The 16,044-nt window shown below is 55.6% G+C and carries 14 protein-coding genes; 7 read left to right on the top strand and 7 right to left on the bottom strand.

Features of this window, described 5'->3' with window-relative positions; translation table 11 throughout:
• Nucleotides 1–20: 20 nt before the first annotated feature.
• Nucleotides 21–497: a molybdopterin-dependent oxidoreductase gene (locus K3757_RS08995; RefSeq protein ID WP_260001125.1), complete on the bottom strand. Its 477-nt coding sequence runs from the start codon at nt 495–497 to the stop codon at nt 21–23.
• 195 nt (nt 498–692) lie between these two features.
• Nucleotides 693–2,072, bottom strand: coding sequence for a WecB/TagA/CpsF family glycosyltransferase (locus tag K3757_RS08990; protein WP_260001124.1), 1,380 nt, complete (start codon nt 2,070–2,072; stop codon nt 693–695).
• A 250-nt stretch (nt 2,073–2,322) separates the two neighbouring features.
• Here K3757_RS08990 and K3757_RS08985 point away from each other — a divergent pair, with 250 nt between their 5' ends.
• The 3 genes from K3757_RS08985 to K3757_RS08975 all read left to right on the top strand — a co-directional run bounded on the left by K3757_RS08985 (nt 2,323) and on the right by K3757_RS08975 (nt 5,758).
• The gene (locus tag K3757_RS08985; protein WP_260001123.1) at nt 2,323–2,937 is read left to right on the top strand and encodes a response regulator transcription factor; all 615 of its coding nucleotides are present in this window, start codon (nt 2,323–2,325) and stop codon (nt 2,935–2,937) included.
• 107 nt (nt 2,938–3,044) lie between these two features.
• A complete protein-coding gene (locus K3757_RS08980) occupies nt 3,045–4,484 on the top strand; it encodes a hypothetical protein (RefSeq protein WP_260001122.1) in 1,440 nt (479 codons plus the stop codon).
• Nucleotides 4,481–5,758 carry an O-antigen ligase domain-containing protein gene (locus K3757_RS08975; protein WP_260001121.1) on the top strand — a complete coding sequence of 426 codons (1,278 nt, stop codon included), beginning with the start codon at nt 4,481–4,483 and terminating at the stop codon, nt 5,756–5,758. The genes K3757_RS08980 and K3757_RS08975 overlap by 4 nt, the downstream gene beginning before the upstream one ends.
• A gap of 426 nt (nt 5,759–6,184) precedes the next feature.
• Here K3757_RS08975 and K3757_RS08970 read toward each other — a convergent pair whose 3' ends face one another.
• On the bottom strand, nt 6,185–6,733 hold the full coding sequence (locus K3757_RS08970; RefSeq protein ID WP_260001120.1) for a YaeQ family protein: 549 nt from the start codon (nt 6,731–6,733) through the stop codon (nt 6,185–6,187).
• Nucleotides 6,734–7,163: 430 nt separating this feature from the next.
• On the opposite strand from K3757_RS08970, the gene nadA reads away from it, so the two are divergent.
• From nadA to K3757_RS08950, 4 genes are all read left to right on the top strand, one after another.
• Entirely contained in the window at nt 7,164–8,213 is a 1,050-nt protein-coding gene (gene nadA, locus K3757_RS08965) for a quinolinate synthase NadA (protein WP_260001119.1), read from the top strand.
• Nucleotides 8,214–8,218: 5 nt separating this feature from the next.
• On the top strand, nt 8,219–9,784 hold the full coding sequence (locus K3757_RS08960) for an L-aspartate oxidase (RefSeq protein ID WP_260001117.1): 1,566 nt from the start codon (nt 8,219–8,221) through the stop codon (nt 9,782–9,784).
• The gene (gene nadC, locus K3757_RS08955) at nt 9,781–10,629 is read left to right on the top strand and encodes a carboxylating nicotinate-nucleotide diphosphorylase (protein WP_260001116.1); all 849 of its coding nucleotides are present in this window, start codon (nt 9,781–9,783) and stop codon (nt 10,627–10,629) included. Before K3757_RS08960 ends, nadC begins: the two co-directional genes overlap by 4 nt.
• A 297-nt stretch (nt 10,630–10,926) precedes the next feature.
• Nucleotides 10,927–11,958 carry a histone deacetylase family protein gene (locus K3757_RS08950; RefSeq protein ID WP_260001115.1) on the top strand — a complete coding sequence of 344 codons (1,032 nt, stop codon included), beginning with the start codon at nt 10,927–10,929 and terminating at the stop codon, nt 11,956–11,958.
• Nucleotides 11,959–12,197: 239 nt separating this feature from the next.
• On the opposite strand, the gene K3757_RS08945 is transcribed toward K3757_RS08950, so the two are convergent.
• From K3757_RS08945 to K3757_RS08930, 4 genes are read right to left on the bottom strand one after another with little or no spacing between them, the layout of a single operon-like run.
• On the bottom strand, nt 12,198–13,223 hold the full coding sequence (locus K3757_RS08945) for an extracellular solute-binding protein (RefSeq protein ID WP_260001114.1): 1,026 nt from the start codon (nt 13,221–13,223) through the stop codon (nt 12,198–12,200).
• A gap of 30 nt (nt 13,224–13,253) precedes the next feature.
• Nucleotides 13,254–14,060, bottom strand: coding sequence for an ABC transporter permease (locus K3757_RS08940; RefSeq protein ID WP_260001113.1), 807 nt, complete (start codon nt 14,058–14,060; stop codon nt 13,254–13,256).
• Nucleotides 14,053–14,955 (bottom strand): ABC transporter permease, encoded by a 903-nt coding sequence (locus K3757_RS08935; protein WP_260001112.1) that lies wholly within the window; start codon nt 14,953–14,955, stop codon nt 14,053–14,055. Before K3757_RS08935 ends, K3757_RS08940 begins: the two co-directional genes overlap by 8 nt.
• On the bottom strand, nt 14,952–16,007 hold the full coding sequence (locus K3757_RS08930; protein ID WP_260001111.1) for an ABC transporter ATP-binding protein: 1,056 nt from the start codon (nt 16,005–16,007) through the stop codon (nt 14,952–14,954). The genes K3757_RS08935 and K3757_RS08930 overlap by 4 nt, the downstream gene beginning before the upstream one ends.
• Nucleotides 16,008–16,044 lie beyond the last annotated feature (37 nt).

Below are 16,044 nucleotides of genomic sequence, written 5' to 3'. Positions count from 1 at the left end.
TTGAAATGCTCCACTAGGGGTTACTGGACCACTTCAATTCTGTCGAGTTGCCAGATGCTGCGCGAATAGATTACTTCGGTGCGGTAGTCGGCCTTTGCGTCATAGGGATACACGATCCAAAGCGGGCCTTTATCGCGGACTGACATTTCTTCACCATTCAACTTCATCGCGATGATAGGCCCATTTTCAACAGCATCCGAAATCGGTATTTCCACGGTATAGTCGTTAATTGCAGTCGCGAGCAGCTTGCCCTCTTCGGCACCGATTGCGTCAGTGATAGCAGCCAGTGATACGCCTTCGAACGTCTGCGCGCCGTCAGTCCAGATCGTTGTTGTCTCAATGACTTCAAGGTCAAAAGCCTCAAGTGCGGCGCGATCGAAGGTCTGCGTTTTCCCGTCAAAGGTCACGGTAAGTAGCGTGTCTTCGGCCTGCGCCGATGTGCCCAAGCCGATAACAAAGGCCGTCGCGACCAGGCAGGTGTAGATGCGGTGTAACATATGTAACTCCTAATGCTTGCTCCGAGCTTGATGTCACACCAAGCCCCAACTCGCATCTGGGCATCGGGATAGAGACCTATCCTTTCGGATAGATCAGGCTTCAGATGGCCAGTTCATGCAAATTTAATTTCGCTGGTGATGTAGATGAAAAATCCCGGGATACTGATCCCGCCCAGCAAGCTATCTGGACGCGGCCTAATGTGCGCCACGCCCTGTCAGGACCGCGCGGAATGTAAGTGCTATAAGGATCAGGTCGAGCAGGATCGTCCGCTTGGTCACATATGCAAGATCCATTTCGATCATCTGATCAAAGCCGATCTCGGCGCGGCCGGATACCTGCCAGATGCCTGTGATACCGGGCTTCACGGCCAGACGGCCGAATGCACGCTGTGGATAAGCATTAACTTCGCACGGCAACGCGGGGCGCGGGCCGACAATCGACATCTGCCCCCGCAGTACGTTGAGGATTTGCGGCAGCTCGTCGATGGACGAACGGCGAATGAAGCGGCCCACACGTGTGATACGCGGATCGTCTGCCGACTTAAAGCAGAGGCCTTCCCGATCTGATCCGGTCAGAACGCCTGCACGCAGGGCTTCTGCGTCCGAAACCATGGAGCGGAACTTGACCATCGTGAAGGGGCGACCGTTCTGGCCAATACGGGTTTGGGTGAACAGCACAGGGCCTTTGCTTTCAGCCTTTACGGCAAGCGCGGTAAGCGCGAGGATCGGAGACAGGACAACAAGCGCAGTGAGGGATAACGAGATATCGAGGGCGCGCTGTGCAACTGCCTTGGCTGGAAGCGCGAAAGCGGCTTGTTTAGCAGCACGTGCAAGAAAGCTGGGATTGCCTGCAAGATAGCGTTTTGCCAAACGCCGCGGCTCTAGCGCCAAACGCCAGACCCATTCGCATTTCGCTTTGCGAACCAATGCAGGCGCGCGGGATACGTTGCCTGCGAAGAAGTCCAACGCCGCGCCAACACCCATGGTCAACTCTGCATTGATGTAGGGCGCATTGCGGTGCAGCCAGAGTTCTTGCATCGGCACACCAAGGGCCACCAACACGATGTCGGCACCGCTGGCATTCATATCGGCGATGATCTCGGCATCGTTCTGGGCCTGAGCATAACCGTCACGCACACCGGCAATCCGCAAGTTGGGGATCTTGTGGATCAGATTGTTCGCAGCCCTATCCGCCGTTCCCGGAGTACCCCCAAAGAGATAGACGGATTTACCACGTTGCGCGGCCTCTTCTAAGATCGCGGGAATAAAGTCGGTGCCATTCAGGTTCTCGGTCAGCTTGTGACCTGTCATCTTGGCGGCAAGAGCAACACCAATTCCGTCCGGCAGCAGATAATCAGCGCTGTTTACTGCAGCTGCGTACTGCCTATTACGTGCCATCACATTAAAGCAGTGGGCATTCATAAAATTGATGCGCCGTTTTCCAGGCGCCAAAAGCGCTGCGATTGTCTGGGGCGTTGTGGCGTCGACCAGTGAAGTGCGCAAGCTGGGCAGATAGGTTTCACGCAGAGGTGTCGCAGGTGTCAATGGGCCGTCGAACGTGGTAAGGTATGTCATGGCAGCAGTCCTTATTGATCAGAAATATTGGATTAGTGATCAACGAAAACAGGCACTTGCCGCAACGGAGCGGGCGGACAGGTGGAGGGCACTTATGGTTGACGGATACCCCAACAGGGCCCACATCAAAGGCAGAATGGCGGCGATCCTATCCGTTCGGGGGGCCGCGTTAACCCTAATTTCCCGCTATTTGCGCCTTTGAAGTACCACAATCTGCGGTTACAATGTCTCAACGCTCGAAGGATGTATTATGAGAGTTTTGATTGCTGACGACCACGACCTGCTGCGCGACACGCTTGTAATGTTCCTTGAAGCAGAGGGGCAGATGGAGACCGCGACCGCAGGCACGTTTGATCACGCCTGCGCGAAGATCGAAGATGATGGACCATTCGATCTGATTCTGCTCGACTACAACATGCCCGGCATGAATGGTTTGGACGGGCTGCGCAAAGCGATTGCCCTCAAAGACGGGCAGCGGGTCGCCCTCATTTCGGGAGAGGCGACGCGCCAGATTGCCGAGGATGCACTCGAAGCGGGCGCAGCCGGATTTGTGCCCAAATCCCTGCCCGCCAAATCGCTGGTGAATGCTGTCAAGTTCATGGCCATGGGTGAGCAATATGCGCCCATTGATTTCATGACGGCGATTGAAGAAGAACCCACAAACGCCCTTGCCGAAAAGCTTACACCGCGTGAATTGCAGGTGCTTAAAGGGTTGACCGAGGGCAAGTCGAACAAAGAGATTGCGCGTGATCTGGTCATCACCGAGCCGACGATCAAACTCCATGTCAAAACGCTCTACCGTAAAGTCGGGGCCGCAAACCGCACACAAGCAGCCCTGATCGCGCGCGAAGCCGGCCTGTTTTGATCTAACCTAAAGGATAGGTGCAGGGTCAAATGCCCCATTCCGCTGGCCCTTAGTCCACAAGATAAATTCCGTGCATTCAGATAGATCATCGGTGAAGGAGCCACCCGATGATCACATTCACATTTCCATTTGCTGCCAAACCCCGTCCCCGCGCAGGGGGGGTCGTGAAGCGTGTCGTCATGGGTGGGAAGCTTGGCGATCCGGCACGGTTGCCGCGCTATATGGCGACCGCAATTCTCGGGGCGACCCTGATTTGGGCACCGTTGCTGGGTTATCTCAAGACAGCGCCTCTCAGCTACCGCTCGACCACATCGCTGATCATGCCGGGCTCGGGCGCGTCTGCCTCGATGAATGTAAACGGGATTGGTCAGGCGACCTCCTATGCCAACTCTGCCTTTGCCAGCAATGCTGTCAGCCCGACCGAGACATATAAGCGATTGTTGGGGGCGGACCGGATTGTCGATGCGGCGGCGGCGTCCTTGAACATCCTCCGCAGTGAATTGGGCCAGCCGCGTGTGCGTCTCGTGGATCAAACAAGTCTGATCCACTTTGAAACCACAGGCCGCACCCCGCAAGATGCGCAGGCCCGTGGCGATGCCATTCTGGCGGCGTTTTTCGAGGAGCTGGATGCGCTGAGGACCGATGAAGTCGACACCCGTCAGGACAGCGGCCTACAAGCCATTGCGGACTATCGCGCTTCTGTTGCGGACACGCGCAGCCAGATCGAGGCGCTACAGGCGGAGACCGGATTACTATCTGTGGACCAATATGACGTGCTGCTGTCACGACATCTGGCACTCGACGACCAAATTCAGACCCAGCACGCCACACTGAGCGACATCGCGGCCACCACTGCCGCGTTGGAAGCGCAATTGGGACTGGATGCTTCTGTTGCAGCCGCCACGCTCAAGCTTTTTGCAGATGGCTCCTATATTGCATTGCTGGATGAGGTGGCACGAACCGAAGTCGCCCATACGGAGGCCAATGCGCAATATGGATCGCGCCATCCAAAGGTACAGGCGGCACGTGCCGCGCGCGACCGTTCAGCCTCGACAGCCTTAACCATGGCACAAACCATCACCGGCTTGGATGCTCGGGCGCTAGGCGCCTTTGACCTCGCTCCGGATGGTGCGCGGGCGCAGTTGTTGGCAGAGCTGGTGCGGATGCATGTGGATGTGTCCGGGGCGCAGCAACAGTTAGCGACACTTGAGCGTCAAAAAGCCGAAGGCCAGACTATGCTGGATACCTTCGCCCCTGCAGCCGCTAAGATGAAAGACCTCGAGCGTGATTTTTCCGTGGCAGAGGCCGTCTTTGCCTCGGCCATTGCCCGCGCTCAATCGAGCAAGTCGGATGTCTATGCCTCCTACCCGCTTGTGCAGGTTCTGGAGAATCCGTCCCTGCCATTGAAACCCTCCTCTCCCAACCGCAAGCTGGCTGTGATGGCGGGGGTCGCTGCCACGCTGATGCTGCTCATCAGCCTTGCGATGGGCTGGATCAGGATTGCACTGATCTCGCGTCTGCTGTCCAAGCCCGAGGCCCGCGAATGATCTGCGAGAACCCCATTGAGCGCATGGTCTACCGCACATTTGTCTGGACATGGCCGTTTTATGCGGTCGGCGCGCTCTATATCGTTGGCCCTGTGCTGGCATGGGTGTTGGGCGGATTAGCGGTTCTGGTCCTTTACCTCGGGCCTGCCGTACGCGAGGATATGCGGGCAACGGGCAGTATTCCGCCGGTGATCTGGTGCTGGCTGGCAGGCATGTTTGTACTGCTGATCGCCCTGTGGGTCGGGCATCTTGATTGGGGCCTTGGCACCGGCAAGACGATCAAGTCATCCATTGGTTGGGCAAAAGGATGGGCGCTGTTGGCGCTGTTTCCGTTAGCAGGCGCCGTGCTGCCTATCCGCCGCGAGGTGTTGGTGCGTGCGCAATGTGTCGTCGGCTTGTGGACGCTTATCCTCGCGCCCGCCCTCCTGGCCGCGCCTTATATTGGCTTGCCGGAACGCATTTTCACCTCGCCGCTCAAAGCTGTGGGTGGTCCGGGACCCGAGTATTTCACGGTCTATTTTTACACTTGGGACCCTGCAAGCTGGACCCCGCGCTGGCAATTTTACGCGCCTTGGTCGCCTTTTGCAGCACTTCTCGGGACGGTGATGGTGCTGTTTGCACTAGAGGAAAAGACCATCAAGTGGCGCAGCATCGGGATTGCAGCCGGAACCGTGATGATCTTTGCCTCCAAGTCACGAATGGGATTGGTGGGGCTTGTCGCCTGCACAATTGGGCCGCGCCTCTTGCCGCTCATTCTGCGCGGATGGGCATGGCAGTTGTTGGCCGCTTTAACGGCGTCATTGGCAGTGGTTGGATCGACCCTCGCCACCGCAGCGACCGATGCCGTCGCAGCATTCAAAGGCGCGCGGGCAGATAGCACCCGGGTGCGCGAAACACTTCAACGCATTGCCACAGAACGCTGGCAGAACGACGCCTATTGGTTTGGCCACGCCACTGTGCAACCGGGCAGCCATGCGGTGGAATACATGCCAATTGGCAGTCATCACACATGGTACGGGCTATTGTTCGTGAAAGGTCTGGTCGGATTTTTAGCCCTGCTCGTGCCCTTTGGGTGGCAGATGTGGATTGCGATAAAGGATGCCGCGATGGGACCACGAGGGCGTTTGCCATTAGGAATCATGATGACACTTTTGTTGCTGTCCTTTGGCGAAAATATAGAGATCGAAGCCTACCTGCTGTGGCCTGCACTGATTGTGCTGGGCATCCATGCAAGGGAGTTGGCGCTACCTGAAGCTACTCTGGAGAGGGTCTGAAATGCGATGCAAGTCCGCAATCCCCACCAAGGTCCGTTAAGAGCGTTTGCTGCCACCGTAAAAGGGCTGGCGACATCACCTTCGGGAATAGTCATCGAGAATAGGCAGCCTGCTGTATTTTCGAAGCTTAGGCAGGCAAAGCAAACGTGAACATGTACTACTCAATCTGCTTCACGGTCATGAATACTGAATCTTCATAACTGACTGATAAAAAATACTTATTGAACACCACCTCTGACCAAAGGACTGTCCTTCCACCGCAAGACCCTGAGAACATGCATGGTTCAAAGTAAGACTGCCGCCCTGCGCCTCGCGGCGTGGCCAAAGATTACTTCGCCCCCATATAATGCCACCTAAAACCCATTCCGGACGCAGTTTCGACGCATGCCTAGGTGTTATCCGGTGTTAAAGTTAGTCGGTTCAGCGTCAGCGGCCAGCAGTTTTCAATTCAACAGGAGTGACGTAAACGATGCTATCATCGACGCTTACCATCACTTCGCCGTCCTGAATATTTACCTGCAATTTCATTGAGCGCTTTGCCATCTTCGCCAGTTCACTGGTGTCTTTTTCCAGAAAATTCGTGACCTGAAGATTATCAAAACGGGTGGTACTGTTGCTGATCTTCTCCCACCAGACATCAGCCGTCCTGCCGCCATAGCTATAGACGATGACTTTGGCGGCCTTTCCGCAGGATTGACGGACGATCTTCTCGCTCGGAAGGCCCAATGCCACCCACAGGTCCAGCTCGTCACTCAGGCTTTTCTGCCAGATGTCCGGTTCGTCATCGGTTGAGAGACCCTTGGTCAGTTCCAATTGCTCGTTGGCATTTAGCGCAAAAGCAAGAAGACGTACCATCAACCGTTCATCCGTCTCTGACGGATGTTTTGCGACAGTCAGTTTGTGGGTCTCGTAATAGTGACGATCCATATCTGAGACGGAAAGTTCAACTTTATAGATGGTGGCTTTTTGCGCCATGATCTGTCCTTGAATCTAGAAGATTGGGATGCCTAGAGCGTCTGATCGCTTTGTGAAAGCAGATAAAGGAATACATCTGGGAAAGATGCGGCCAAATTAGCGTTTAAAGGCGTTTGGATTATCAAAGAAAACCACAAACGCGCATTACACCCCCCCTTGGTAAAATGACGAAATGTGGAAAGACCAATTGGAAAGCATAGCAGTTTACATTCTCTGAGGCGCACCAAGACAATCTTTAAGTGCCTGACATAAGGTTACATTTCACCCGGACAGAGCGATCAGGCAGAATACAGCGCCCTTGCGCTTTTCACCGCTGCGCTAAAGAAATTGCAGTGCAAACTTGCCTATAAACGGTGTTTCGCGCTGCAAGACGTTGGCCTGCGGCCATTCTCCATGTATTGAGCACTCAAATCATCCGGAGACATGCTCAATGCTGGACCTTTCGCACGTTCGCACCGTTCTTTCAGATCACTATGATCTCACCCCTTCTGCTGAATGTGCAGAGGCGCTGCAAGACACCTACGCAGGTATGTCACGTGTCGTTTCACCGGCGGATTGGCTGATCTACGCGCCATACGTCAAGGCGATCAACACGCTGAAAAAAGAACGCAACGCGGTTATTCTGGGTCACAACTATATGACACCAGAGATTTTCCATGGCGTGTCCGACTTCGTCGGTGACAGCTTGCAGCTTGCAATGAAAGCCAGCGACGTTGATGCGGATGTGATCGTTCAGGCGGGCGTCCATTTCATGGCGGAAACCTCGAAAATTCTGAGCCCGGAAAAGACTGTCTTGATGCCGGACATGGATGCAGGCTGTTCGCTGGCCGAAAGTATCACAGCTGCTGGTATTGACGAAATGCGGTCAAAATATCCCGGCGCGCCTGTCGTGACGTACGTGAACACAACCGCAGAAGTCAAAGCCGCCTCTGACATTTGCTGCACCTCCTCGAACGCGTTGCAGATCGTGAATGCGATGGAAAGCGACACGGTCATCATGACGCCGGATCAATATCTGGCGCAGAACATTGCCAACCAAAGCCACAAGAACATCGTCTATTGGCCCGGATCTTGCATCGTACATGAGCAATACACAGCCAAAGATCTGCGTGATTTCCGTGAATGGAATCCGGGCACGCGATTGATCGCGCACCCGGAATGCCCGCCTGATGTGGTCGCAGAGGCTGATTTCTCCGGCTCGACTAGTGGCATCATCAAATATGTGACGGACGAAAAGCCTGAAAAGGCAATGCTGATTACCGAATGCTCGATGGCGTCGAATATCTCGGATCAACTGCCAGAGGTGGACTTCGTCGGCCCCTGTAACATGTGCCCTTACATGAAGAAAATATCGCTGGAGAAAATTCTATGGGTGCTGCACAGCGGTGAGAACGAGGTTTTCGTCGATCCCGCCGTCGCTGAAAACGCCCGCAAGTCGGTGCAAGCGATGATCGACCTGTCACGCAAACTGGGTCTTTGATCCGGATGAAAACCGTTCAGACCGACCGGATCATCATTGTCGGTGCCGGGCTTGGCGCGCTATATGCTGCGCTCAAACTTGCGCCACGTCCTGTCGCTATGATCTCGCCCGAGCGTCTGGGTGAAGGGGCCAGCTCGGCTTGGGCGCAAGGCGGTGTCGCGGCTGCGATGGACGCGGCTGACAGCGCGCAAAGCCATGCTGCCGATACGGTAAAGGCGGGCGATGGGACCGTTGATCCCGATGTCGCCGATCTGGTCACCCAAGAGGCACGCGCCCACATCCTTGATCTGACCGCACTTGGCACACCTTTTGATCGAACCGAAAACGGCGATTACGTTATGTCGCGCGAAGCTGCGCATAGTTTTGCGCGTGTGGTCCGTGTCAAAGGCGATCAGGCCGGGGCCGAAATTATGGCTGCACTTATCGAACAGGTACGCATGACAGCGTCTATTCAGGTTCTGGAAGGCACGATGGCCCTAGACCTAGAGGTCATCGACGGCCGCGTCACGGGTATCGCCATTCAATCAGCCGAAGATTCAGGCTCTGCCCCTGTGATGTTGCGCGGCAGTGCCGTGTTGTTGGCCGGTGGCGGCTCTGGCGGGCTTTATGCTATAACAACGAACCCGCCACGGATACGCGGTCAGGTGATCGGTCTGGCTGCGCGTGCGGGTGCGGTGATTGCAGACCCAGAATTCGTCCAGTTTCATCCCACTGCGATGGACGTCGGTGAGGACCCTGCCCCATTGGCCACCGAAGCCCTACGCGGGGAAGGTGCCACACTGATCAACAGCAATGGCGAAAGGTTCATGCAGGCTGCGCATCCCGATGCCGAGCTTGCCCCACGCGACGTTGTGGCCCGTGCGATATTCGCACAATCCCAAGCAGGCCTGCGCCCGATGCTCGACACGCGCCACGTGTTGGGTGAGGCCATCAAAATCCAATATCCAGCGGTCGCAGAAGCCTGCGCACGCAACGGCATTGACCCTGCAATTGACCCGATCCCGGTAGCCGCCGCGGCGCATTACCACATGGGCGGGATCGCAACCGACACAGACGGCCGCGCTTCGTTAGGCAGTCTTTGGGTCTGCGGAGAAGCGTCTTCGACCGGATTGCACGGTGCCAATCGTCTGGCCTCGAACGGCCTGCTTGAAGCGCTGGTTTTCGCCCGCATTTGCGCTGAAAACATCGCGGCAGCGGTCCCCGAGAACACGGCGCCGAAACTTGACATCAGCTTTGACGAAGGCGGCACATCGCCCGATCCCGACGCGGTGACACAACTGCGCGAAACAATGACACGCCACGTTGGTGTCATGCGGGATGCCACGGGCCTGAAGACAGCCCTGCGTAAGATCGCGGATCTTGAGGACACCTTCGGGGACAGTATTTCCTTCCTGAACATGACCGCTACAGCGACCTTGATCGCCGCGTCGGCACTTGCCCGCGAAGAAAGCCGCGGGGCGCATGAGAGGTCCGATTTTCCTGATACAAATCCCGGCGATGGCAAACGATCAAAGCTGACGCTGGCGGATGCCATGACATTAAGAACCCAAATTTGTGAGGAAGCCCCATGAGCTTTTCCAATGTGCCTGACTTGATCCTTGAGCCGATGATCCGCAACGCGCTTATGGAAGATTTGGGCAGCTACGGTGACGTGACAACCCGCGCCGTGATCCCCGCCGGAACGACCTACTCAGCGCGCCTGAACGCCCGAGCAAACGCCATAGTGTCAGGCATGCAGATCGCGCGCATCGCCTTTCATCTGGTGGATGCAACGCTTGGCATTGAAACACACATTGCGGATGGCCAGCCCTGCAATGCTGGTGACACTCTGATGACTATCACAGGCAGCGCGGCGTCCATCTTGTCTGCCGAACGTGTGGCCCTGAATTTTGCAGGGCGCTTGACCGGTATTGCGACGATGACGGCTGCATTTGTCGCCGAAACCGACGGGACCGAAACCCGCGTCACCTGCACCCGCAAAACGACACCTGGCCTGCGTCTGGTTGAGAAACTGGCGGTTCTGCACGGCGGTGGCTTCAATCACCGCTATTCCCTGTCGGACGCAATTCTGATCAAGGACAACCATATTGCCGCTGCGGGCGGTGTCCGGCAAGTTCTGGAAGCCACAAAGGCCCATGCAAGCCACATGATGGCTGTTGAAATCGAAGTGGATCGGTTGGAGCAATTGGCCGTTGTTCTAGAGGTCGGCGGTGCCTCTGTCGTCCTTCTGGACAACATGAGCAACGACCTGCTGCGCGAGGCGGTTGCCCTTGTAGACGGGCGCATGAAAACGGAAGCCAGCGGCAATGTAACCCTTGAACGCATCGCTTCTATTGGAGCCACAGGTGTTGATTACATCTCCTCCGGTGCGTTGACCCACTCTGCGCCTACCGTTGATCTTGGTCTGGATTTCTGACCTTGGCGGGGACCGGTCTGATCTTAGTGCGGGAACAACCTGCGCGCGCTCAGGGCCTCTGACACAGATCATCAAGAACCGATCGCTTTTACCCTATTCCGGCTAACCACTGAAATCAGGCGCGCGACCGGGGCGATCTGCCAAAGCCATACGCGTCTCCTTGCTCGGAACATAGCCCTCCGTTAACCGCAAGGCTGAATACCTTGGCGGCTACGAAAGAAACATTGGATTATTGCAGGATAAGTTGGCACGCTTGCGCGATATTGCCCCTCCATATTTCATAGTCAGGTGCCCGAAATGCGAATATTTCACAGTGAAGACCACCGCTTCCACTTTCCGCAGGCGGAACTGTCTGGCGGCCAATTTGTCACGCCGTTCGAGCGCCCCTCGCGGGTTGAATACGTGCTAAATCGGCTCCGCGAACGCAAGCTCACCGATATTCGTGCACCTGAACAAGTTGACATGAAACCTGTAAGGGCGCTGCTTGACCCTGGATACCTCAGATTTCTGGAGACCGCTTGGGATGAGTGGAAAGCCGCAGGAATGGCCGGAGAGATTATCGCAGCCAATGTTCCTGCCAGAGGTATGCACCTTGACCGGATACCCGAGTATATTGACGGTAAGGTCGGATATTATTCCCACGCCTCGGAAACGGCAATCACCCAAGGGACATGGGCCGCAGCCCTGTCTTCGGTTGCCTGCGCCCAGACGGCGCAACGACATGTTGCGGCAGGCGCTGACAGCGCGTTTGCCTTATGCCGCCCACCCGGCCACCACGCCACTGCGGATCAATATGGCGGCTACTGCTTTATCAACAATGCCGCAATCGTCGCCGATATGTTCCGCACATCCGGAGCCGGGCGCGTAGCTATTCTGGACATTGATTTCCATCATGGCAATGGCACGCAGACCCTCTTCTACGACCGCGCGGATATCCTGTTTGCATCGCTTCACGGTGCCCCGCAACAAACCTATCCCTATTATCTGGGATATGCTGATGAGACAGGAAAAGATGCAGGCGAAGGGGCAAACCTTAACTATCCGATGACGGCCGGCACAGGCTACGATTTATGGGCGCAAGCGCTGGATGACGCCATCGCCAAGATCGCGGATTGGGGTGCGGAAGCATTGGTCGTTTCTTTGGGAGTGGATGCGTACAAAGAAGACCCGATCAGCTTTTTCAAACTCGAAAGCAAAGATTTTACGGATGCAGGCCGCAGGATCGGGCGGATGAAACTACCCACTGTTTTCTGCATGGAGGGCGGCTATGCGATCGAAGCTGTTGGCGTTAATACGGTTAATGTTCTTGAAGGGTTCAAGGATGCGTAATGTCGTCTTTGCAGGAACGTATTTTAAGATATCGTTTCTGTTGAACTTGTCACCCCGCAAGACCGGCGCCTCAAGCTGGCAGGTTTTTCAGAACGCTCAAAATAGCACAACCTGAGACTGTTCAACTCAGTTTCGGTCAGGCGGGAAAAGCGCCCTGATCTCTAGGGCGTTTCGACAAGGCAACATTGCACCTAAACAGATGCAAGGACGGGGTCGCAACGCAGCCCCGTCCTTGGTGTTTATTTCAGCAATTCAGTCCAGATTGCGGTATAAAGATCTACCGCCGATTGTGGGCAGGTTGGCAAAAAACGTCCCGCATCTGCGAACTCTGCCGGCGTCACGATCTCTGGCGCAGTTTTCATATCTTCAGGCATAAATTCCTCTGATCCAGCCACACCATTGGCATAACGCGCAAAGGCAGAGATCATCGCAGCGTTCTCGGGCTCAAGGATAAAGTTGATGAATTGATAGGCTTCATCGACGTTCTTCGCATCTGCCAGCAAGGCGACAGAATCCATGAACAACGGGTAACCTTCCTTGGGATAGCCATAAACCACATCAGGGTTATTGATCCGCGCGCGCATGGTAGAGCCGTTCCAGTTAACGGAAGCGGCGTAGTCCCCCGAAGAAAGCTTGTCGGTGGTTCCGTAATCCATCGACAGCCACTTTGGCTTCGCAGCCATCAACCTGTCGCGGACCTTTTTGAGGACGGTCAAATCTTCGGTGCAGGCTTCGCCGCCTGCGTTAAAGATCGCCATATTCAGAACATCGTTCATTTCGGGCACGATGTTGATTTTGCCGACCAGCTCCTCTGGCGGATCAAGGAACAGCTCGGATGTGTTTGGATCACCGCCGTAGACGGTTGTGTTCACCGCGATGCCAACTGACCCCCACTGCCACGGAACCGAATGCGCACGGCCAGGATCCCATGGCACATCTTTCCACTCGGCCGCTATATTGGTGATGTTGGGGATTTTTGAATGATCCAGCTCGGCCAGCAGGCCCTTACGGACATAGACGGGTATATAGTTTGCTGATGGCACAACCAGATCAAACCCGGACGCCCCTGCCTCTACCTTGGTGAGGGCCGTTGTGTTGCTGTCATAATCGGTGACGGTCACGGTGATGCCTGTCTCGGCGGTGAATTTATCCAACATCTCGGGGCTGGTGTAATTGCCCCAGTTGAATAGGTTCAATTCGCCTTCGGCCATCGCACCGAAGGTGGTGCTGAGCAGGGCTGTCGTCGCAATAAGGTAGGTCTTCATCAGGATACTCCCTTTTGGATGTTGTGCGGGCTATGCCCGCTTTTTGGTGACGAACACGAAAACAATGAGGATCAGAACGGTCAGGGCCAATAGCGCCGTTGAGATGGCGTTCACCTCGGGCGTCAGCGCGCGGCGCAATTGGCCAAGCATATAGGTGGGCAGTGTATCCTGCCCTGCAGATTTCACAAACTCGGTGATAATCACATTATCGAGCGAGATAATAAACGCCAGCATAGCCCCCGCAATCACTCCGGGCAGCAGCAGCGGCAGGGTCACATAGCGAAAGGTCTGCCAGGGGGTGGCGTAAAGGTCCGCCGCGGCAGTCTCCATGCTGGTGTCCATCCCTTCCAGCCGCGCCTTGATGGGCAAATAGGCAAAGGGGATACAAAAAGCGGAGTGTGCAAGGATCAGATAACCCAAGCCGGTATAGCCAGTGGCAACCTTCACCGAAGAAAAGAAAATAAGGAGCGCAACAGCCGTCACGATTTCAGGCACCATCAGCGGTTGGTTGATGATGATGTAGATTAAGGTCTGCCCTTTGAACCGTCCCCTACGCGTTGTCCCGAGAGCGGCCATAGTCGCCACAGTTGTCGAGATAACCGAGGCCCAGAGCGCGATAATCAAGGACCGGATAGTGGCGTCCTGCACTGCCTCATTGTTGAAGGCGACCACATACCATTGCAGGGAAAACCCGCCCCACTGGTTAACTGAATTGCCGCCGTTAAAGGAATAGATCACCAGCGTCGCAATGGGCGCATACAGCAGAACGAAAGCCACGACCGCGATAAAGGTAAAGCCCGGCAAGGTTGTCACATCAAAGGCGCGTTTCTTAGCCATGCGGATTATCCCGCGAAGACACGCGCGTGTAGACCACTAAAGACACCAGAACGATCAACAGCAGCACAGTCGACAACGCCGCCCCAAGCGGCCAGTTCTGCCCCTGCCCGAATTGCAGCTCGATAAAGTTGCCGATCATCATATTCTTGCCGCCGCCCAACAGGCGTGGCGTCACATAGGCGCCCAGACTTGGGATGAACACAAGAATAGATCCCGCGATGATCCCCGGTTTAATGATCGGCAGGATCACTCCGCGCAAAACCTGCCACCGCGAGGCATAAAGATCATACCCCGCCTCGATCAGACGGAAATCAAAGCGGTCAATGGCGGCATAAAGCGGCAATACCATCAGCGGCAGATACACGTAGGTCATGCCGATCAGCACCGCTGTATCCGTATACATAATCTGGATCGGATCGGAAATGAGACCGGCGCTGATGAGCGCAGTGTTCAGGATACCTTCGTTGCGCACCACTTCCATGATGGCAAACGTCCGGATCAGCAGGTTTGTCCAGAATGGGATAGTAATGAGAAATAGCCAGAACGCCCGTGATTTTGCTGGTCTAGTGGCGATGAACCACGCAGTCGGCAAACCAAGCACAAAGGTGATCACCGTGGTCGAGATCGAAAGCTTTACCGAACGCCAGAAGATCGACAGGTTCGCATCCGCAAGGCTGACAGTCTGGTCGAAAATGTCCCGTTCAAACAACACGCGGAACCAGCCGTCACCGGACAGTATCCACCGAACGCCAGAGTAATCCCCTTTCTCAAGCACGGAGTACAATGCAACAATTAAAAGCGGCCCACTTGCCGCAAAAACCAGCAAAACCAGAGCAGGCGCAGACAGCAGCCAACCATTGGCACCTTTGCTACGTTGTCCGCCCGCGATGCTCATGTCTTCAGCACCTGAACGGCTTTGGTATCAATACCGATCCCCACCGTATCCCCGACCTTAAATGCACCGACAGAGTTTGATTGCACACGGGCTACGATCTGGCTCCCATCGCTCAGGCTGACGGTGTAATGTGTGTCCGTCCCCATATAGGTTGCCTCGGTGATCTTGGCAGTCAGGCCAGCATCAGCGGTGCCCAGCTGTATCTGTTCAGGCCGTATGGCAAGCGTTACATCGCCTGTCTGACCGGACAGCTGCACATCCAGCATATCGCCCGTGCCAATTCTAACACGCCCTCCGTCCACCTGCCCGTCAAGAAAGTTCGTCTCTCCGATGAAGTCGGCGACAAACCGGTTAACGGGATGTTCGTAAATCTCATGCGGCGTACCGACCTGTAGCAACGCGCCCTGGGACATCACGCCGATCCGGTTGGACATGGTTAACGCCTCTTCCTGATCGTGGGTGACAAAGATGAAAGTGATACCCGTCTCTGTCTGAAGGCGCTTCAGCTCGCTTTGCATTTCTTTGCGCAGCTTCAGGTCCAATGCAGAAAGTGGCTCATCCAGCAGCAAGACCTGCGGTTCAGGCGCAAGCGCACGGGCCAGTGCCACACGCTGTTGTTGCCCGCCAGATAACTGTTGCGGCAATCGGTCCGCAAATTCCTGAAGCTTCACCAGCGACAGAACGCGATCAACGGCCTTGGCGACCTCGGCGGCAGGCCTGCCCAACATCTTGAGACCAAAGCCGACGTTTTGAGCGACATTAAGATGCGGGAATAGCGCATATGATTGGAACACCGTGTTCACAGGGCGCTGGTTTGGCGGTGTATGCGTAATGTCCTGACCGGACAAAAAGATGGTGCCGGATGTGGGCGTTTCAAAGCCGGCAATGCACCGTAAAAGCGTAGTTTTACCGCAACCAGACGGTCCAAGAAGGGTAAAGAACTCACCCTGTTCTATCGATATTGATACATCGCCAAGCGCCGCTACAGCGCTAGGCCCATTTCCGTAGACTTTTCCGATATTACGCGCGTCAACCGCGATATTGGTGTTCAATCGCCGTTCCCCCTACTCCCTCACTCTGCGCACCAAT

This window comes from Sulfitobacter sp. S223 (assembly GCF_025143825.1).
Lineage (GTDB): Bacteria > Pseudomonadota > Alphaproteobacteria > Rhodobacterales > Rhodobacteraceae > Sulfitobacter.
This window is presented reverse-complemented; position numbering and strand designations above follow the sequence as displayed.

What these genes read in the sequence shown, in the direction of transcription:
- K3757_RS08995 (WP_260001125.1), bottom strand. Translation starts at nt 497, where the DNA reads ATGTTACACCGCATCTACACCTGCCTGGTCGCGACGGCCTTTGTTATC.
- K3757_RS08990 (WP_260001124.1), bottom strand. Translation starts at nt 2,072, where the DNA reads ATGACATACCTTACCACGTTCGACGGCCCATTGACACCTGCGACACCT.
- K3757_RS08985 (WP_260001123.1), top strand. Translation starts at nt 2,323, where the DNA reads ATGAGAGTTTTGATTGCTGACGACCACGACCTGCTGCGCGACACGCTT.
- K3757_RS08980 (WP_260001122.1), top strand. Translation starts at nt 3,045, where the DNA reads ATGATCACATTCACATTTCCATTTGCTGCCAAACCCCGTCCCCGCGCA.
- K3757_RS08975 (WP_260001121.1), top strand. Translation starts at nt 4,481, where the DNA reads ATGATCTGCGAGAACCCCATTGAGCGCATGGTCTACCGCACATTTGTC.
- K3757_RS08970 (WP_260001120.1), bottom strand. Translation starts at nt 6,733, where the DNA reads ATGGCGCAAAAAGCCACCATCTATAAAGTTGAACTTTCCGTCTCAGAT.
- nadA (WP_260001119.1), top strand. Translation starts at nt 7,164, where the DNA reads ATGCTGGACCTTTCGCACGTTCGCACCGTTCTTTCAGATCACTATGAT.
- K3757_RS08960 (WP_260001117.1), top strand. Translation starts at nt 8,219, where the DNA reads ATGAAAACCGTTCAGACCGACCGGATCATCATTGTCGGTGCCGGGCTT.
- nadC (WP_260001116.1), top strand. Translation starts at nt 9,781, where the DNA reads ATGAGCTTTTCCAATGTGCCTGACTTGATCCTTGAGCCGATGATCCGC.
- K3757_RS08950 (WP_260001115.1), top strand. Translation starts at nt 10,927, where the DNA reads ATGCGAATATTTCACAGTGAAGACCACCGCTTCCACTTTCCGCAGGCG.
- K3757_RS08945 (WP_260001114.1), bottom strand. Translation starts at nt 13,223, where the DNA reads ATGAAGACCTACCTTATTGCGACGACAGCCCTGCTCAGCACCACCTTC.
- K3757_RS08940 (WP_260001113.1), bottom strand. Translation starts at nt 14,060, where the DNA reads ATGGCTAAGAAACGCGCCTTTGATGTGACAACCTTGCCGGGCTTTACC.
- K3757_RS08935 (WP_260001112.1), bottom strand. Translation starts at nt 14,955, where the DNA reads ATGAGCATCGCGGGCGGACAACGTAGCAAAGGTGCCAATGGTTGGCTG.